We start from the raw sequence: 19,073 nt of genomic DNA on the forward strand, positions 1-19,073 counted from the left end.
GACAGAGACGCCCGACTCAAGACTTCGAGCCGGGCGTTTTTTCAGGCGTCACTCAAGGCGCCTTGTGACTTTCTCAGGGTCATTCTCCGCGTCGGTACCCGGCGGGAATCATAAATACGGACGGCGAGTCATGGGGACAGCTGGTAGTCCAGTGTTCGGCTCGAGGCACTGACATTATCAAGAAGCGTTCGCCAGCGGATCAGTACCGGCGCATCGGATAGCGCCACCTCACCCAGCCGATAGCGCAGCGCACGTTGCTTGTCCGTATCCGCCGGGTCGATCAGAGATAGCCACATCTCGAGACTCTTCAGCTCCATATGAGGGCTGCCTGCATCGATGGCCCAGCTTCTCGCCTCTTCAATCAGTTCGGCCACCTCTGAAAGATCGTTACCCATGCGATGCTTGGCACGAGCCATCTGCAGCGCTATCTGCGGCATCATCAGTGAACGCCGCGATCTTGCCTGACGTAGACAGGGCTCGAGGTAGGCCACCGCGCGGGCCACATCGTTGAGGGCCAGGCAGGCATCTCCATACCAGAGGAACGGGCGCTGACAAGGCTCGCGACCGGTCAACTCACTCAACTGGAGCACACTGGCCTCGATTCGCTGGAAGCCCTGGGCCTCCCCGGCCAACGACTGACCCCATCCCAGCACGCATTCGGCCTCCAAGTGCCAGCGCTGAAGATCCGCGGTGCGTGTCATCTCATGGGCGCGGCGCCCGCGCTCGGTCGCCAGGTGGATATGGCCCAGCTGCCGATAGAGCGACGCGGCAAAGATCAGCGCCATGGCCAACGACCCTGGATGACGCACGGATTCGGCCAGCCGAATGGCGGCTTCCATCTGCTGTTCCGCGCGGCGGTAATCTCCGCGCAGACACAACGCCCAGCTCTGGTAACAGGCCGCCGCCACCTGCGGATGATCGGAATACGGTAGCCATTCCAGCACCATCGGCTGATTGAGCGGATCGATCTGGTCGAGATGCTCGTAGGCGAGTGCGACCTGGCCGCTCCAGTATTCACCGTGGGCACGGGCGTAAAGTGCCAGCCGTTGATAGCGGGGATCGTCGATCCGCTGCGCCAACTCGCGCAGCTGCATGGCCAGTGACTCCGCCTCCTGGTTGGCGTGGCGCTGGCTTGCCCCGACCCATAGACCCCAGGTCACCAGGAACGCCTGATCGTCGGCTTCTTCCTCGTCCAGTGCCGCGCCCTGCCATAACTTCTGCGCCTGCAGGAAGCTCTCCTGTGCCGTCGGCGAACCGTGTCCCTCCAGCGCATAGCACGCCTGCCCTTTCACCGTCAGCAAGCTGACCTGACGCTCGGCGCCATCGGCGGCGGAGGTTCCCAGACAGGCCAGACCCGATTCCGCCATTTTTAGTGCGGTGCGATTGGCACTGACCTTGAGCGCTCCTCTCGCCGCCATTTCGAAATAGCGTGCGGCTCGGGCCGAATCGCCACTGCGGCGCAGATGTTCGGCAAAATCACCGGGGTGACGGCTGATCCAGGCGGGATAACGGGACTCGATCAGTTCGACGACCCGCTGATGCAGCACCAGACGCACATCCTGTGGGCAGGAAAGATAGGCCGCTTCCTGCAGTAGTGGATGGGTAAACTGAAAGTCGTACGGATAGGTTTCACAGGGTTCGATGATCTCCAGCCGCCGCATCTGCTCCATCGCCACCTTGAATGCAGCATCATCGGCCTCGAGACACTCGCGCAGCATGCCGGCCTCGAACTGGCGTCCGAACGTCGCCGCCATGTGCGCAACCTGGCGACTGCCCTGCAGCTGATCGATCCGACTCGCCAGCAATCCCAGCAGGCCGCTGGGAAGGCTATCGACATCCAGCCGGCGACCTTCACGGCGATCGATCTCGAGGCGTCGGCAGATCTCCTGCAGATAAAGCGGAACGCCCTCGCAGCGCTCGATCAGCTGTTCTCGCAGCCGCGGCCCGAGCTTGAGCCGGTGACGACGAGCCAGATAGTCCAACATATCCGAGGACTGGCGGGTATCGAGGCGTCCCAGTATCACCTGCTGATCCCAGTTCAATCTGACCGAAGGCACCTCCCGGTTCTGATGCGAGGCGACCAGCATGGAGGCGGTATGGATCGGCAGTCTGGCCTGAAGATTCTGTATTACCTTGAGCGAGGGCTCGTCCAGCCATTGGAGATCATCGACGATGATGACCAGCGGCCGACGGGACGCCGTCATTTCGAGAATCATTGCCTGGATCAACTGGGTGACCAGCTCCACCGCCTCATCGGCGTCCTCGCGTGCCAGGGGCTCTCGTGCCAGTACGTCGATCACTAGCTGGCGACGTTCGTCGCCGATCTTCTCGAGCGTTCGGGTGCGATCGATCAACGCGCCCAATACTTCATGGTTCGGCTCCTGCTCGAGATACCATCTCAGTAGTGAGTGAATCAGGCCGTAGGAGGTCTGGCTGGAAAGTCGCGTGGTCGGACGCCAGAACACTGCGGCGTCCTCGTGCTGGAGATATTCCCGAAAATGGATCATCAGCGCGGACTTGCCGATACCGGTATCGCCCAGCACCAGCACGCTCTGCCGAAGCCCCAGCGACACCCGAGCCAGCGCGTCCCGCAGTTGACGCAACTCCCCCTCGCGGCCCAGCAGATTGGGCGGCAGTGTCTCGCGCCCCGCTGCCACTCCCGCGCCGAGCACTAAGCCGCGACGCTGAACCCGTCCATCACTGCTGATCAAACGCGGTGAAAGCCGAGACTGGAGGTCGAAAGCCGGCGGCAGATGCTGGCTGGCATTCAGTGAGATGACCAGTTCGCTACGCTGAGCAGCCGCCATCATTGCCAGCGCCACCTGCGTCACATCACCGAAGGGGTCGATCGATTGGCGCTCCGGCAGCCAGATCACCCGCCCGCTGTCCAGGCCGGCGGTCAGCGTGAAGCGAGGTGGCGAATCGCCACCGTCCCACACGTTCTCGAGTTCGCGGGACAACCCTTGTCGACAGTGCTCGAACAGCGCAACCAACTCAGCCAGTTGATGGGTCGGACCGTGAGTCCCGAAACAGGCAAGCCCGATCCCGCTGCCCACGGCAGCCTGCCAGAAGCCGCCAAGATGTCGACACTGCGTCTCCAGCCAGGAAAACAGCTGCTGTTGCGCCTTTAGACAAGCCAATGCCCGGCCGAGATCGTTTCCGGTCTCTTCCGGGCGTAGCGCAATCGCCATAACCGTGATTTGACGGTAGTCGATATCATCCGCCGCATAGCAGAAGACGCCCTGTTGCTCCCCCGCGGCACCCGGGGAGGAAAGCCCGCTGACCGGATTCGGCCAGTCGACGCCGCCCAGCCCACGAGCCGGCACCTCCGACCAGAACCGTGCAAGCTGTAGAAAGCCGGGTTCGGGTTGCTGCCCTGATAGCGCCAGATGCTGGAGAAACGCGTTGAACTGCTCCCGGGCCGCAGCGAACTGGCCGTGCTCGGCAAGCTGTCTCACCAACCGCTCGTGAAAGGGTCCATAGTCGGGAATCCGGTGAATCAGCGTGCGCAGCAGCGCCTCCGGTAGCGCGGCGGAGGCTTCGAGAACTCGCTCGGCGTATTCGATCAGACGCTGGCGCCACTCACCCCGAGTGCGCACCAACCACTGTTGAAACGCGACACAATGCCCCAAATGCAACTCCGCCAGCAGATCACCGCGGTAATAATCGAGCAATTGCTCCAGCGTCTCGACCGCCGGCGGTCGTTGCAGTAACTGCTCGGCTTCACGCAGATCCCACGCCACCCCGAGCGGAAGTTCGAAGGTAATCGTCTGACGGGTGACGGACAGCGAAGCCTCGGCGAGATCATCCAGGCTATGACGCAGACAGTGCAAGGCGTGGCGAAGATTGGTTCGCCCCGACTTGACGCCCTGATCCGGCCACAGCATCTCCGCCAGCGCAGCACGACTGACCGGTGTGTCCTGCATCAGCAGGTAGACCAGCAACGCCTTGACCTTGTCATAACTGAACTGCGTCAAGATCTGTGCGTCTCGCTGGTAACTAAAATGTCCGAAGAGCGAGATTGTTGTTATGGCTCGACCTGGGTTCATTGTCATCCGTTATCCGATGGAAGAGGGAGTCGCCCGTTGCATATCGACGAAGCGCCCGTTCGGCGGTTTCTCTCGATCAAGGCTTCCGATCGAGACGCCACCGATTACAGCGCAATCGTCGATCGGCACCAGATTTCTCATTCCGCCGCGGCCGGCACGCCACTGTGGAAGCGGAACATGGCGTCTTCGCCTTCGATCAGCGCCTGTTCATGGGCCGCGAACCGTGCGACGCGTTCCGCGACGAACGCTTTGTCGGCATAGCGTTCGGCCAGACCGAGATAATCTTCGAAGTGACGACCTTCCGAACGCACCAGAGAGCGATAAAATCTGGCCAGCGAGTCGTCGAGGTGGGGAATCAGACGGGCGAAGCGTTCACACGAGCGGGCTTCGATGAAGGCACCGACGATCAGGATGTCGATCAAGCGTTGCGGCTCTTCGCGGGCCACATGTTCTCGCAGTCCTTCGGCGTAACGCGAGGCCTGGATATGCGAGTAGTCGATGCCTCGCTCCTGCATCAACCCAACCACTTGCTCGAAATGAAGAAGCTCCTCACGCGCTAGCTGCGACATCTTGGTCAATAGCTCAGGCCGATCGACGTAACGAAACATCAGGCTCATCGCTGTCGACGCGGCTTTTTTCTCACACTGCGCGTGATCGATCAGCAGCAGCGCGGGATTCTCCAGCGCGGCCTCTATCCAGCGCTGCGGTGTATCACATGGCAGAAACGCCAGCAGTTCGGCAGGTAGCAGGTCGTCGGTCTGGGGTTCGGTATTGGCAGTCATTCGTCCGATAGTCATTGGCGTTCAGCATCGACGGACTGTCGATCGGCTGTAGAAAGAGTTACGAGCAACATCCGAGTCATTCGTGAGACATCGAGAAAGCAAAGCGTCGAGCAGCCAGCGGCCCTTGTCGATATCCTCGGCGCAGGGTGACTCGGCCGCGACGGGATGCTCCGCTCGTGCGTTGAATCACAGTGGACTCGACATATCTGGGCCATGGTAGCGCCTGTCCCGGCAGACTGCGATACCCATTTGTCAGACATTGGTGCCATTTACTACCGAAGACAAGCGCGTTGATGGGAGGCTTCTTAACATTGTCGACAGTTTAACGTAGACTCCGCAGCGCCCACCGCAGCCGGTCCATGGCAGCCGAACTATCTCAAGGCAACCGAACTGTCTCCGCCGAACGAAGGGCGACCAGTAGGTTCCGTGTAGTGGCGCCTATACCGTATCGCTCATGCGGGCTCCAACACTCGATGAGGATCTCCCCGTGCTTGAAGCTTACCGCCAACATGTCGAGGAGCGCGCCCTGGAAGGCGTGCCACCGAAGCCGTTGAACGCCGAAATGGCCGCCCAACTGGTCGAGCTGTTGAAGCAGCCGCCGGCCGGCGAAGAGGTGTTTCTCCTCGAACTAATTACCGATCGCGTGCCGCCGGGCGTCGATGAAGCTGCCTATGTCAAAGCGGGCTTCCTGACGGCTATCGCCAAGGGCGATGCCAGCTCTCCGCTGATCGACAAGATTCACGCGGTCAAGCTGCTGGGTACCATGCAGGGCGGCTACAATATTGCCACACTGGTCGAGTTGCTCGATGACAGCGAGCTGGCTCAGGAAGTCGGTGAGCAGCTCAAGCACACCTTATTGATGTTTGACGCCTTTCACGACGTCGCCGAACGCGCCAAGAATGGCAACGGCGTTGCGCAGGGCGTGCTGGAATCCTGGGCCGCAGCCGAATGGTTCATGGCCAAGCCGGCCCTGCCCGAAAAGATCAGCATCGCGGTATTCAAGGTGCCGGGCGAAACCAATACCGACGATCTCTCTCCGGCACCGGATGCCTGGTCACGCCCAGATATCCCGCTGCACGCCAACGCCATGCTCAAGAATCCGCGCGACGGCATCGAGCCTGAAATCGCCGGCTCCAAGGGCCCCATGACACAGATCGATGCGGTCAAGGCCAAAGGGTTTCCGGTCGCCTACGTCGGTGACGTGGTAGGCACGGGCTCTTCACGAAAGTCCGCCACCAACTCGGTACTGTGGTTCTTCGGTGACGACATTCCCCACGTGCCCAACAAGCGTGCCGGTGGCTTCTGCTTCGGCGGCAAGATCGCGCCTATCTTTTTCAACACCATGGAAGATGCCGGCGCCCTACCGATCGAGATGGACGTCGAGCAACTGAACATGGGTGACGTCATCGACGTTTATCCCTACGAAGGCAAGGTGACTCGTCACGACAGCGACGAAGTGGTCTCCACCTTCGAACTCAAGACCCAGGTCATCCTCGATGAAGTGCGTGCTGGCGGCCGTATTCCGCTGATCATCGGTCGCGGTCTCACCGAAAAAGCGCGCAACGAACTAGGCCTGCCGGCATCGGACATCTTCCGCCTGCCGGAGCAGCCGGTCGATACCGGCAAAGGCTTCACCCTCGCGCAGAAGATGGTCGGCAAGGCCTGCGGTATGGATGGCGTGCGCCCTGGCATGTACTGCGAGCCGAAAATGACGACCGTTGGCTCTCAGGACACCACCGGGCCGATGACCCGCGACGAGCTCAAGGATCTGGCGTGTCTCGGCTTCCAGGCCGACCTGGTGATGCAATCATTTTGCCACACCGCCGCCTACCCCAAGCCGGTCGACGTCGAGACCCACCACACTCTTCCCGACTTCATCATGAATCGTGGCGGTGTCTCGCTGCGTCCCGGCGACGGCATCATTCACTCCTGGCTCAACCGCATGCTGCTGCCGGACACGGTCGGTACCGGCGGTGACTCGCACACCCGCTTCCCGATGGGCATCTCGTTCCCGGCCGGTTCCGGTCTGGTCGCTTTCGCCGCCGCCACCGGTGTCATGCCGCTGGACATGCCGGAATCAGTGCTGGTCCGCTTCAAGGGCGAACGTCAGCCGGGCATCACCTTGCGTGACCTGGTTCACGCGATCCCCTACTACGCGATTCAGCAGGGCCACCTGACCGTCGCCAAGTCCGGCAAGAAGAACATCTTCTCCGGCCGTATTCTGGAGATCGAGGGCCTCGAGGATCTCACCGCCGAACAGGCGTTCGAACTCTCCGACGCCTCCGCCGAGCGCAGTGCCGCCGGTTGCACCATCACGCTGGGCGAAGAACGCGTCACCGAGTATCTGAACTCCAACGTCACTCTGTTGAAGTGGATGATCAGCGCAGGCTACGGCGATCGCCGCACGCTGGAGCGCCGCATCGAAGCGATGGAGGCCTGGCTGGCGAACCCGAGCCTGATGCGCGCCGACGCCGACGCCGAATATGCCACCATTATCGAGATCGATCTGGCCGAGATCGACCAGCCGGTACTGTGTGCACCGAACGATCCGGATGATGCCCGCCTGCTCTCCGAAGTCGCGGGTCAGAAGATCGACGAAGTCTTCATCGGCTCCTGCATGACCAACATCGGCCACTTCCGCGCCGCCGGCAAATTGCTCGAGAAGCAGCCCGCCGGCAGCCTGAAAACGCGTCTTTGGCTTGCGCCGCCGACCAAGATGGACCAACATCAGTTGACCGAGGAAGGCTACTACGGCATCTACGGAAAAGCGGGCGCGCGCATGGAAATGCCCGGTTGTTCACTATGCATGGGCAACCAGGCCCGTGTGGCGCCGAAATCGACCGTTGTGTCCACTTCCACACGTAACTTCCCCAACCGTCTGGGCGACGGTGCCGATGTCTATCTGGCTTCGGCAGAGCTCGCGGCGATTGCAGCCGTCGAAGGCCGCCTGCCCACGGTCGAGGAATACAAAGCTACCATGGGTGAGTTCAATGCCATGGCGGGAGAAATCTACCGCTACATGAACTTCCATGAGATAGAGGATTTCCAGAAAGCGGCCGCGACGGTCATTCCGGTCGCCCTGGAAGCCTGATACGTCTCTTCCGATGCTCGCAGCTTCATGAAGAGGTTACCGAAACGCCCCGCCATTGCGGGGCGTTTTTTTACGCCATGACAATCGACTTTGCCGCTACCGGATATCACCTTCATTAGAGATCGCTTGCGTCTTATCAGACCTAATCATAAAGTCTGAGCGAGTCATCAAACGCTGTTCGCCAGCGTCGAAGATCATCGCATGGCCACTCGAAACGCTGCATTGGCCCAAGGTCACGGACGCTTATCCGGACTCATTCAAGGGAGAACCACGATGAAAATCAATACCTGGCTCGCCATACCGATGGCGCTTTCCCCATTACTGCTGATGGCGCCGACCGCGCAAGCGGCCAACGCCGATGGGCTCTACCTCGGGATCGGCGGTGGCTACGGCAAGGTACAGAGTAGCGATAGCGACGTCGGCAAATTTGCCGGCGCCGAGGGCGAGAACTATGGTGTCGACGACGACGACAGCGTTTACAAGGCTTTCGTCGGCTACGAATATAACCCCTATTTCGCCACAGAAGCCTTCTATACCGATCTGGGCAAACCCAACCTGATCCGCGGCGGCAACGTCGTCGATCTCAAAAGCAAGGCCTACGGCCTGAGTCTGATGGGCAAACTCCCGGTTGGCGCCGGTTTCGAGTTCTTCGCCAAGGCGGGAATGGCCAAGTGGGAAACCGAAGCCCGAGGCAATCTGAGTGCCACGTCCGACCTTGACGATAACGACGGCATCGATCCAGTTTACGGCGCGGGCGTTCAGTACCGCTATCAACACCTGCTGCTACGCACCGAATACGAACGCTACGACTTCGACAGCGATTTCAAGGTTGATACCTACACCGCCTCCGTGGGCTGGCAGTTCTGACGAATCCCAGAAAATTCTTTGAGGACGTGTTCTCGCCCTTCCTTTCAGGTCATCTTCCGGCCGCCCATGGGCGGCCTTTTCGTACGTCGTCACACGGACTTGCAAAGATGACGGTTTGACGACAACACTACAGATACATTTTCCCTCGCCGCCACCACCGCCGAGCCCTATCGATCCAGGAAGGAACGCCGCCTCGACGCTATGTTAGCTCCCCGCTCGCTGATTCAAGACATCGCCCGCCAGATCCGCGCCCATCTACGCTCGCTGGTCGCTTTCCATCTTTTCTTCACGTTGCTGGCATCGGCGGTCTGGGTGCCGCTGACGGCCAATACGCTGTCTGGCCTTCTTCAGCGCATCGGTCGGCCGGTACTCAGCAACAATCAGATTGCGGACGTGGCTCTTTCTCCCTGGGGCTTGATCTGGCTGCTGACGGCAATCGTGCTCAGCTTTCTGGTGATCTTCCTGCAACAGGCCGGCATGATGCTGGTCGTCTCGAGCCAGGCTGGTAACCGCTATCGGGTAGCCATGGGGTCACTCTGGCATGTAATAAGACGCTTTCCGGCGCTGGTGGCACTGACGTCCCTGCAGGTCGGCAGCCATCTGTTACTTGCCGCACCCTTCGCCATCGGCCTGGCCCATTTGTACGGCGCCATGCTCGGCGATATCGAACCCTACATCCTGATTCATCTCAAGCCGCCGGCACTGTGGGAATTTCTGGCCGTCGCCGTCCCCCTATTTCTGGTCTTGGTGCTGCTTAGCGCCGCCCTATACTTCCGCTGGTTTCTGGCACTGCCTGCCATGATGCTGGACGGTCTGAAACCTATCGCCGCGTTGAAACGCAGCCGTGCACTGACGCAAGGACGACGTCTACGGATGGCGCTACTGGTGGTCGGCATCGCGCTGGTCGTGGCCGCCATCCCGATCGTCTTCAGCGTAGGGTTCAACACCCTTGGCGGCGTTCTGCTCGGCCACCTGCCCGAACGCAACAGCGTGCTTGTGCCCGCCATGCTGGCCTATATGGCTTTCTATATCGTGGCCACGATCGCGCTCACCTTCCTGGGAATCGCGGCCAACAGCATGCTGGTGATCACGCTATACCATCGCGCCACCGGTCGAGCGACGGTATTTCGTCCCGCTGCCACGCCCCAGCGGACCGGGGTCATCGCCTGGGGCGCAGAAATTCTGCTGCTGGCTTTCGCGCTCGGCCAGGCGGGCTGGATATTGCACGGATTCGAGATCAACGACCACGTCACCATCACTGCACATCGCGGCAGCTCGTTGGTCGCGCCGGAGAACACCCTGGCATCAATGAACCAGGCGATCGTCGACGGGGCGGACTATCTCGAGCTGGATGTGCGCCTGAGCGGCGATGGTCAGGTGATCGTCTCGCACGACAACAACCTGAGCCGTCTGACCGGCGTCGATCGCAACATCAGCGACATGACGCTCGAGGAGATCGAACAGGTCGATGTGGGCTCCTACTTCGGCGACGCCTTCGTCGGCGAGCGCATTCCCACCTTCCAGCAGGTGCTCGACAATGCTCAGGACCGCATCGGCCTCTATGTCGAACTCAAGCCGGCTCCCGGCACCGCCGAGGAACTAACGCGCAAGGTCATCACGCAGTTGAAGGCCAGCCACATGAGCGAGCATGCCGTCATCGCCTCGCTTTCGCCGGATGTCATCGAAAGGGTCAAAGCGATCGAGCCAGACATGCACACCGCGCTGTTCATGCAGTTCGTGCTGCCCGGCGCGCTCAATACCACCGATGCCGACATCATCGGTCTACGCCACACCCAGGCAACGCCGAACCTTTTACGGACGATCCACGGCACAGGTCGGGGCGTCGCGGTGTGGACAGTCAACGGCATCGGCGACATGTCACGCTATCTCGACATGGGCGTTGACAACATCATTACCGACCGGCCCGACGCCTTGACCACCATTCTCGCGGAGCGACGCGAGATGTCGGACGGCGAACTGCTGCTGGTCAAACTGCGCAACTGGCTTCGTACCTGAGTTATCGGCGTCATCGAAATATCGACCCAACAGAAAAAGAAAAGCCAGCGCGAGTGTATCGCGCCGGCTCGGCGGAGAAGCCGATCGACGAATCAGCCCAGTGTTTCGCCCGCCAGCATGAACCATGTTTCGAGCACCGCGTCCGGGTTCAATGAAACGGAATCAATCCCTTGCTCCATCAGCCACTTCGCCAGTTCTGGATGGTCAGACGGACCCTGACCGCAGATGCCCACGTACTTGCCCTGCGCCTTACAGGCCTGAATCGCCATCGACAGGAGCTTCTTGACGGCCGGATCCCGCTCGTCGAATAGATGCGCGATGATGGCTGAATCGCGATCCAGTCCCAGCGTCAATTGGGTCAGATCGTTGGAGCCGATGGAGAAGCCGTCGAAATACTCGAGAAACTCATCCGCCAACAGCGCGTTTGAGGGCAGCTCGCACATCATGATGATCTTCAGCCCCTCCTCGCCCCGCTTCAGCCCGTTGGCCTCGAGCAGGTCGACGACCGCCTTGCCCTCGGCGGGCGTGCGCACGAACGGCACCATGATCTCGACGTTGTTCAGCCCCATCTCGTCGCGAACGCGCTTCAACGCCCGGCACTCCAGCTCGAAACAGGCCCGGAAGTCATCCGAGATATAGCGTGACGCGCCGCGGAAACCCAGCATCGGATTTTCTTCGCCCGGCTCGTAAAGCTTGCCTCCGATGAGATTCTCGTATTCGTTGGATTTGAAGTCGGACAGCCGCACGATCACACGCTTGGGATAGAACGCCGCCGCCAGCGTCGAAATCCCCTCGACGAGCCGATCGACATAGAAGCTGACCGGATCGGCATATCCCGCGATCCGCAAGTCGATGGTCTGTTGCAGATCGCTGGAAAGCTTGTCGTAATCCATCAGCGCACGGGGGTGAACGCCGATCATGCGATTGATGATGAATTCGAGCCGCGCCAGCCCGATACCTTCATTGGGCAGCCCCGCGAAAGCGAAAGCCCGGTCCGGGTTGCCCACGTTCATCATGATCTTGAACGGAATGTCCGGCATGCCATCGACGCTGGTGGTCTGACAATCGTACTCGAGCTTGCCTTGATAGACGTGGCCGGCATCGCCCTCGGCGCACGACACCGTCACTTCGACGTCGTCTTGCAACAGCTCGGTGGCATCGCCACAGCCGACCACTGCCGGAATACCAAGCTCGCGGGCAATGATCGCCGCGTGACAGGTGCGTCCACCACGATTGGTGACAATAGCGGACGCGCGCTTCATGATCGGCTCCCAGTCGGGATCGGTCATGTCGGTCACCAGCACGTCGCCAGGCTGCACCTTATGCATCTCTTCCGGCGATCCCACCAGCTTGACCTTGCCCTGGCCAATGCGTTGACCGATGGCACGGCCCTCGACCAGCACACGGCTTTTGCTCTTGAGCGTGAAACGTTCCAGCGTGCCAACTTGCTGATTGGATACCACCGTTTCCGGGCGCGCCTGGACGATGTAAAGCTTGCCGTCGTCGCCGTCCCGAGCCCATTCGATGTCCATCGCACGGCCGTAGTGCTGTTCGATGGTCACGGCCTGGCGCGCCAGCTCCATGACATCGTCATCGCTCAGGCAGAAACGCTGCCGATCCGCATGCGCAACGTCAACGGTCTTGACCGATCGTCCCGCGGCCGTATCGTCCGTATAGACCATCTTGAGCCGCTTGGAGCCCAACGTGCGACGCAGCACGGCCGGCCTGCCGGCGGCAAGCGTCTGCTTGTGAACGTAGAACTCGTCAGGGTTGACCGCGCCCTGAACCACCGTTTCGCCCAGACCCCAGGCGCCAGTGACGAACACCGCGTCGCGATAGCCGGACTCGGTATCGAGCGTGAACATCACCCCCGCTGCCGCCGTCTCTGAACGCACCATCTTCTGGATTCCAGCCGACAATGCGACGTTCTCGTGGGCATAGCCGCGGTGCACCCGATAGGAGATGGCACGATCATTGAACAGTGAAGCGAAGACCTCGTGGACCGCGCGTTTGACGTTGTCGAAGCCATCGATATTGAGGAAGGTTTCCTGCTGACCGGCGAACGAAGCGTCAGGCAGATCTTCGGCGGTCGCCGACGACCGCACCGCCACCTTGAGATTGGGGTGCTTGGCTTGCAGCGTCTGGTAGGCGTCAGCCAACGCGCGTTCAAAGGCAGGCGGCAATGGGGTATCGATCACCCATTGACGGACTTTCTCGCCCACCTTGGCCAACATTTCGGTATCGTCGACGTCGAGACGGGAAAGCTCGGCGTTGATTCGGTCGTTCAACCCATCATGGGCGAGAAACTCACGATAGGCATGGGCCGTGGTGGCAAAGCCGCCCGGCACAGTGACGCCAGCATCCGCCAGGTTGGAAATCATCTCCCCGAGTGAGGCGTTCTTGCCACCGACGCGTTCGACGTCGGACATTCCCAGTTGCTCGAAAGTGATAATGAAAGGTTCCAAAGTCATCTCCTGGTCATCTCAACTGGCCGCTGCTCATCGCTGTTCACTGAACAAGGCTCATTAAACATGGCGCATTCCGCTGCACCTTGATGGAGCCAGAAGCTAACAGGCGACCATGGGCTTAGCCAGAAGTTTAAGGGCGTAGAGTTTGGAGTATTTCTACAGGAATCGGGAGATTTCGAAGTTTTCTGTAGTCGCCGTCGCTCGACGGCAACGAGTTGCCCACGTGGGGATTTTCAGCCGACAATGGGAAACCGACACATTTGGACGAACGCCATGCCCCGCACCGCTTTCTTCATTTCCGACGGCACCGGTATTACGGCGGAAACTCTCGGCCGCAGCCTGCTTTCGCAGTTCGAAAACACCGAATTCATCCAGGTCACCAAGCCCTACATCGACACGCTCGACAAGGCGCGCTCGCTGGTCGGCATCATCGAAGCGACCGCCGAACGCGACGGCATTCGTCCAATCGTCATCGATACCATTGTCGATCAGGCGATCCGCAACATCGTTGCCGAGGCATCGGCGTTCAAGGTCGACATTTTTTCTACCTTTCTCGCACCGCTGGAGGAAGAACTGGAAACGCACTCCACCTATACCGTCGGCCGTACCCACGCGATCGGTCGTGACGACGTCTATATGCATCGGATCGAGGCGGTCAACTTCGCTCTCGATAACGACGATGGGGCGAGGACGCATCAGTACCAGGAGGCGGATGTCATCCTGATCGGTGTCTCCCGTTGCGGCAAGACGCCGACCTCGCTCTATCTGGCGCTGCAGTTCGGCATTCGAGCAGCTAACTATCCGCTGACCGAGGATGATCTGGACGAAAACGGAATTCTCAATCTGCCGCCATCGTTGGCTCAATACCGCCACAAGCTGTTCGGGCTGACCATCGACGCTCGCCGGCTAGCGGCCATTCGCACCGAGCGCCGGCCCGACAGTCGCTACTGCTCGATGGACCAATGTATGCAGGAAATCGGGCAGGCCGAAGCGCTCTACCGCCGACACCATATTTCCTATATCGACACGACTCGCTTCTCGATCGAGGAGATCTCCACCCGGATGATCAACGAATCTGGACTGCAAAGACGCTTCAGCCCGCGTTGAGCGGGCTGAAGGAGAAACTTCATCATGACTGACTGCACCACCTAACGCGGCGCTATCGAGCGACACATCACAAGCCCATCGTCAGTCATAAGCCCTTAGGAGCGAAGATCCCCGGCGCGTTGCGCCAGTAACCCTTGTAGTCCATGCCGAAGCCAAACACGTAGCGGTCCACCACTTCCAGTCCACAGTAGTCGGCCTTGAGGTCCGGCGTGGTCTTGCGATCGTGACGTTTATCGACCAGTACCGCCGTCGAGATGCTGGCAGCGCCAGCCTGCCGGCAGTAGTCGAGTATTGCCGCGAGCGTCGCCCCTTCATCGAGGATGTCATCGACGATGACCACGTGACGACCGGCCATGGGTACCTCCGGCGAAACGCGCCAGAATAGCTCGCCCCCCCGTATGCCGCCCCGATATCGCGTGGCATGAAGATAATCGACCTCCAGAGGAAAGCCGAGCCGAGTCAGAAGATGGCCTGTGGTAATCAGTCCGCCATTCATGACGCAGTAGAAGACCGGAAGTTTTTCGCCTAATTCCCGGGTAATGTCGGCAGCCATGCGATCCAGCGCCTGCTCGACCTGAGCCTGATCGATCAAGCAGTCCGCATTATCCATCACATCCTGCATCGAACTCAGAGCATCAATCGGAGGAGAGTGAGTCATTATTTACCATTCACCATGAAAAGCGCGGCGGCGACCCATACGCCGCCACCGTGAAAAATATCGGCATTCGCCCTGGGTCACTCGGATTCGTTGAGCGCTTTGAGACGGGCGTGGGTCCGCCGCCAGCGGGAGATGGCCGCCAGTGACTCCAGGCTGGGTCGGGCACGGGCATACCGCAGCTTGGCAATGCGCTGGGCCTGACGCCCTTCGCAGGCGGCCACGACTTCGCGAGCATCAGCGGGCGCATTGCAGATCACCGCCATGTCGCAACCGGCGCTCCAGGCCGCCTCGGCACGCTCTCCGGGAGCGCCTGCGGCGTGCGCCGCCGCCATCGTCAAGTCATCCGAAAAGATGGCGCCTTTGAACCCCAGCTCTTCACGCAACATGCCTAGCCAACTGGGGGAAAAGCCTGCGGGCCGATCATCGAAGGCAGAATAGATGACATGCGCCGGCATGATCCCGTCGAGCTTGCCGGCCAGCCTGGCGAAGGGGATAAGGTCGTGCTCTCGCAGCGCCGCCAGCGGCCGCGGGTCTTCGGCGACCTTGAAGTGGGAATCCTGACGGGCCCCACCGTGGCCGGGAAAATGCTTGCCGATCGCTACCAGGCCCGACTCATGCAATCCATCGACAAAAGCGCCGGCCAGCGTACTCACCACTTCGGGGTCCGGTGAGAAGCTGCGCGACCCGATAGCCGGGGACTGGTCGTCGTCGAGGTCGAGGACCGGGGCAAAGGTGAGATCGAACCCGCAGGCTGCCATCTCCATTCCCAGCAGCCACCCCGTGTCCTGCGTCAGCGTCAGCGCCGCTTCGGGAGAATCGGCGAACAGGCGGCCCAGCATCGCCATGGGCGGTATCTGCGTCACGCCATTCTTCAAGCGCTGTACCCGTCCACCCTCCTGATCGATGGCCACCAGAATATCGGGGCGACATTCTCGAATCTGGCTGATCAGCGCCTGCGTCGTGGCCACGTCCGGTGTATTCCTGGCAAACAGCAGCACGCCACCGACCTCCGCACGCGAGATCAATTGCCGCTCTTCGTCACGTAGCTGAGTGCCTTCGACATCCAGCATGACCGGACCGAGAGGTTGAGTCATAGCAAACACCTGAGACCATTGAGCGACCGATTCTAGACGACACCGCGGGAGCATGACAGAGGCAGGGTGACGCAACCTATCGCCCACCCTATCGCCTCACCCCCAGCTCATCACCCTATCGCACACCTGGCGCGTCAATCGGTCATCGGCGCGCGCTCTGCCAGCGCTGCAGGAAGCGGCGCTCGCATGCCGGCCACCACCACCGGCTGCAGGTGACGAATCAGCTCGCGTACCGTCATGTGGTCCTGATACTCGTTGTCGGCGATATCACGCAGCGCATCCAACCCCGACAAGGTGAATACCACCGTACCCAGCATGAAGTGCAGACGCCAGAATCGCTCGACGTCCGGCAAATCCGGCGTTGCCAGGCGCAGGCATTCGACGAAGCGATGAAAGGTCTCACCGTAGTGTTCTTGAATATAACGCCTCAGATGCCCTTGAGCCTGGGTATAGGCCAGCCCGAGCAACTTCATGAATATCTTGAGGCTATTGCGCTCGGCAGGGACCTCAAGAACGCTGGTAGCGAGTTGCTCGAGCAGTATTTCGAGCGGCACCTGCTTCCCCTGATAGCGGGACTCCAGGACGTCGAGAGCCGTATTCAAACGCGCGGCGAACGGATCGAGATAACGCGCGAAGACCGCCTGGATCAGTGATTTCTTCGATCCGAAATGGTAGTTCACCGCGGCGAGATTGACCTTGGCCCGCGTGGTGATATTGCGCAGCGAGGTTTCGGCGAAACCCTTTTCGGCAAAAAGGATCTCCGCCGTATCGAGAATACGAGTAACGGTATCGGATTGAGCCATGTCATACCTCGCGCCTGAGAACAACGACTTAGGACGGCCATGATTCTAATCACTCAGGGACAGCCCGCACAATCGGGCATTCGGTCAGACCACCGTCGAGTCCGGTCATCAACGGCAAAGGCGCTTCCCTCATCGCGCATGACTGGATACAATTCCAGGCTGTATACATGAACACGCCTGGCCGTTTACCAGTACCAGACACGCTAGCTGTTCGAGCAGGCCTCACCGTGCCTCGCTATCCGAACAGACCCGGATATGCCTGGCTATTCAAACAGGCCCAAACACGCCTGACCGACTATCGACACGGGGATGGGAGAGAACAATGGCGAGACCACTCACCGCGCGGCAGCAGAATGTCTATGATTTCATCGTCAAGACGATGAGCGAATTCGGCTATCCGCCGACGCGAGCCGAAATCGCTCGCGCGCTGGGTTTCCGCTCCCCCAACGCCGCCGAGGAGCATCTGCGAGCACTGGATCGCAAGGGCGTGATTCGAATGATCCCGGGGACGTCTCGCGGTATTCGCCTCCCGGTAGGCACCAGCGACTCCGAACCCGCCGATGCCCAACCCTCGGGCCTTCCGATCATCGGTAGCGTAGCCGCCGGTAGTCCGATGCTCGCCACCGAGCATATCGATCGCTATTGCCCGTTACCGGCCGACTACTTCTCACCTGCCGCCGACTATTTACTGCGTGTCCGCGGCCTGTCCATGAAAGAGGCGGGCATTTTTGACGGTGACTTGCTCGCCGTTCATCGCACTCAGCAGATTCGCAACGGCCAGATCGTTGTCGCAAGGCTCGAGGACGATGTCACGGTCAAACGTTTTCAGCGCGAAGGAAGTCGCGTCACGCTGATCGCTGAGAATCCTGACTTCGAGCCGATCGTGATCGACCTCAAGCATCAGCATCTGGAAATTGAAGGGCTTGGCGTCGGCGTCATCCGTGGCGGCAACGGCGTCGGCCTTCATTGATCACGGTCTAGCGCCATGCGCAAGATTCTGCACGCCGACTGCGACTGTTTCTATGCCGCCGTCGAAATGCGCGACGACCCCGCGCTGAGAGACGTTCCTCTGGCGATCGGTGGCAGCGCCGATCGCCGTGGCGTCGTGGCGACCTGCAACTATCCTGCTCGAAAGTACGGCGTACATTCGGCCATGCCAACGGCCAGAGCCTTACGGCTGTGTCCTCAATTGAAAATGATGCCGCCGGACTTCAACAAGTATCGAGAAGTCTCGCAGCAGATTCAGGCTATCTTTCATGAGCTGACGCCCTGGGTCGAGCCATTGTCCCTCGACGAGGCTTATCTCGACGTCACCGACGTCATGCGATTTCAAGGCAGTGCTACCTGGATGGCCCAGTGGCTGAAGCAGGAGGCGTTGGCGAGGACAGGCATCGTCATTTCGGTCGGTGTTGCGCCCAACAAGTTTCTTGCCAAGATCGCCAGCGACTGGGATAAGCCCGACGGTCTGTTCGTGATTCCGCCGGATCAGACGGAGTCGTTCATCACCGACCTGCCGGTCAAGAAACTTCACGGTGTCGGCCCGGCGACGGCATCCAAGCTCGACTCGCTGGGCATCGTCAACTGCGCCGATCTGCGCGCCCAACCTTTGGACCGGCTACTGGACCAGTTCGGCAAGTTCGGGCAGCGACTCCATGAACTGGCCCACGGCATCGATGAGCGTCCGGTCAACGTCTCACGGGAACGCAAGTCGGTCAGCGTCGAGACGACCTATGATCGTGACCTCCCCGACCTGGCCAGCTGTCACCACTCGTTGGCGCCACTGATCGAAAAGCTGCATCAACGGCTGGCGCGCCATGGTGATCCCGCCATCAACAAGCAGTTCATCAAAGTGCGCTTCAACGACTTCGCCAGCACGACCCAGGAGACTGGCGCGAGCGGTATCATCAACGCGCGATTTCATGAACTGTTGGAGAGCGCCTGGCACCGCGGGGAAAGGCCGGTCAGACTTTTGGGCGTCGGCGTGCGTCTGAGCCCGGAACAGGACCAACGTCAGCTATTGCTGTTCGAAGATACCGACCCGCTGAACCCTGCCTGAGCGTTGTCGGCGATCATGCTTCGTGGCCACTCCCGGGCTCTCGCCAAGCTTTGCTACCGGTCAGTGAAAGACATTTCAGGTA

At 60.4% G+C, this 19,073-nt stretch carries 12 protein-coding genes; 6 read left to right on the forward strand and 6 right to left on the reverse strand.

Features of this window, described 5'->3' with window-relative positions; translation table 11 throughout:
* Window positions 1-128 precede the first annotated feature (128 nt).
* Together DOM27_RS12355 and DOM27_RS12360 are read right to left on the reverse strand one after the other, a co-directional pair.
* Window positions 129-3,977 carry an ATP-binding protein gene (locus DOM27_RS12355; protein ID WP_342588617.1) on the reverse strand — a complete coding sequence of 1,283 codons (3,849 nt, stop codon included), beginning with the start codon at window positions 3,975-3,977 and terminating at the stop codon, window positions 129-131.
* Window positions 3,978-4,186: 209 nt separating this feature from the next.
* Complete coding sequence (locus tag DOM27_RS12360) at window positions 4,187-4,831, reverse strand: MiaE family protein (RefSeq protein ID WP_110656257.1); 645 nt, start codon at window positions 4,829-4,831, stop codon at window positions 4,187-4,189.
* 487 nt (window positions 4,832-5,318) lie between these two features.
* Between DOM27_RS12360 and acnB the strand changes: the two genes are divergently transcribed.
* The 3 genes from acnB to DOM27_RS12375 all read left to right on the forward strand — a co-directional run bounded on the left by acnB (window position 5,319) and on the right by DOM27_RS12375 (window position 10,805).
* On the forward strand, window positions 5,319-7,922 hold the full coding sequence (acnB, locus tag DOM27_RS12365) for a bifunctional aconitate hydratase 2/2-methylisocitrate dehydratase (protein WP_110656258.1): 2,604 nt from the start codon (window positions 5,319-5,321) through the stop codon (window positions 7,920-7,922).
* Window positions 7,923-8,195: 273 nt separating this feature from the next.
* Complete coding sequence (locus tag DOM27_RS12370) at window positions 8,196-8,789, forward strand: outer membrane beta-barrel protein (RefSeq protein WP_110656259.1); 594 nt, start codon at window positions 8,196-8,198, stop codon at window positions 8,787-8,789.
* A gap of 201 nt (window positions 8,790-8,990) precedes the next feature.
* Window positions 8,991-10,805 (forward strand): glycerophosphodiester phosphodiesterase, encoded by a 1,815-nt coding sequence (locus tag DOM27_RS12375; protein WP_110656260.1) that lies wholly within the window; start codon window positions 8,991-8,993, stop codon window positions 10,803-10,805.
* A 92-nt stretch (window positions 10,806-10,897) separates the two neighbouring features.
* On the opposite strand, the gene ppsA is transcribed toward DOM27_RS12375, so the two are convergent.
* Window positions 10,898-13,270 (reverse strand): phosphoenolpyruvate synthase, encoded by a 2,373-nt coding sequence (gene ppsA / locus DOM27_RS12380; protein WP_110656261.1) that lies wholly within the window; start codon window positions 13,268-13,270, stop codon window positions 10,898-10,900.
* 276 nt (window positions 13,271-13,546) lie between these two features.
* On the opposite strand from ppsA, the gene ppsR reads away from it, so the two are divergent.
* Complete coding sequence (gene ppsR / locus DOM27_RS12385) at window positions 13,547-14,380, forward strand: posphoenolpyruvate synthetase regulatory kinase/phosphorylase PpsR (protein WP_110656262.1); 834 nt, start codon at window positions 13,547-13,549, stop codon at window positions 14,378-14,380.
* 85 nt (window positions 14,381-14,465) lie between these two features.
* On the opposite strand, the gene DOM27_RS12390 is transcribed toward ppsR, so the two are convergent.
* From DOM27_RS12390 to DOM27_RS12400, 3 genes are all read right to left on the reverse strand, one after another.
* Window positions 14,466-15,038: a hypoxanthine-guanine phosphoribosyltransferase gene (locus tag DOM27_RS12390; RefSeq protein WP_110656263.1), complete on the reverse strand. Its 573-nt coding sequence runs from the start codon at window positions 15,036-15,038 to the stop codon at window positions 14,466-14,468.
* Window positions 15,039-15,115: 77 nt separating this feature from the next.
* Entirely contained in the window at window positions 15,116-16,132 is a 1,017-nt protein-coding gene (nagZ, locus tag DOM27_RS12395; protein WP_110656264.1) for a beta-N-acetylhexosaminidase, read from the reverse strand.
* Between the two features lie 134 nt (window positions 16,133-16,266).
* Window positions 16,267-16,935, reverse strand: a complete 669-nt coding sequence (locus tag DOM27_RS12400; RefSeq protein WP_110656265.1) for a TetR/AcrR family transcriptional regulator — start codon at window positions 16,933-16,935, stop codon at window positions 16,267-16,269.
* Between the two features lie 322 nt (window positions 16,936-17,257).
* Between DOM27_RS12400 and lexA the strand changes: the two genes are divergently transcribed.
* Both lexA and dinB read left to right on the forward strand, forming a co-directional pair.
* On the forward strand, window positions 17,258-17,905 hold the full coding sequence (gene lexA / locus DOM27_RS12405; RefSeq protein ID WP_110656266.1) for a transcriptional repressor LexA: 648 nt from the start codon (window positions 17,258-17,260) through the stop codon (window positions 17,903-17,905).
* Window positions 17,906-17,920: 15 nt separating this feature from the next.
* The gene (dinB, locus tag DOM27_RS12410; protein WP_110656267.1) at window positions 17,921-18,991 is read left to right on the forward strand and encodes a DNA polymerase IV; all 1,071 of its coding nucleotides are present in this window, start codon (window positions 17,921-17,923) and stop codon (window positions 18,989-18,991) included.
* The last annotated feature ends 82 nt before the right edge of the window (window positions 18,992-19,073 follow it).

It is taken from the genome of Salinicola halimionae (genome assembly GCF_003206065.1).
Taxonomy (GTDB): Bacteria; Pseudomonadota; Gammaproteobacteria; order Pseudomonadales; family Halomonadaceae; genus Salinicola; species Salinicola halimionae.

What these genes read in the sequence shown, in the direction of transcription:
- DOM27_RS12360 (WP_110656257.1), bottom strand. Translation starts at nt 4,831, where the DNA reads ATGACTGCCAATACCGAACCCCAGACCGACGACCTGCTACCTGCCGAA.
- DOM27_RS12370 (WP_110656259.1), top strand. Translation starts at nt 8,196, where the DNA reads ATGAAAATCAATACCTGGCTCGCCATACCGATGGCGCTTTCCCCATTA.
- DOM27_RS12375 (WP_110656260.1), top strand. Translation starts at nt 8,991, where the DNA reads ATGTTAGCTCCCCGCTCGCTGATTCAAGACATCGCCCGCCAGATCCGC.
- ppsR (WP_110656262.1), top strand. Translation starts at nt 13,547, where the DNA reads ATGCCCCGCACCGCTTTCTTCATTTCCGACGGCACCGGTATTACGGCG.
- DOM27_RS12390 (WP_110656263.1), bottom strand. Translation starts at nt 15,038, where the DNA reads ATGACTCACTCTCCTCCGATTGATGCTCTGAGTTCGATGCAGGATGTG.
- nagZ (WP_110656264.1), bottom strand. Translation starts at nt 16,132, where the DNA reads ATGACTCAACCTCTCGGTCCGGTCATGCTGGATGTCGAAGGCACTCAG.
- DOM27_RS12400 (WP_110656265.1), bottom strand. Translation starts at nt 16,935, where the DNA reads ATGGCTCAATCCGATACCGTTACTCGTATTCTCGATACGGCGGAGATC.
- lexA (WP_110656266.1), top strand. Translation starts at nt 17,258, where the DNA reads ATGGCGAGACCACTCACCGCGCGGCAGCAGAATGTCTATGATTTCATC.
- dinB (WP_110656267.1), top strand. Translation starts at nt 17,921, where the DNA reads ATGCGCAAGATTCTGCACGCCGACTGCGACTGTTTCTATGCCGCCGTC.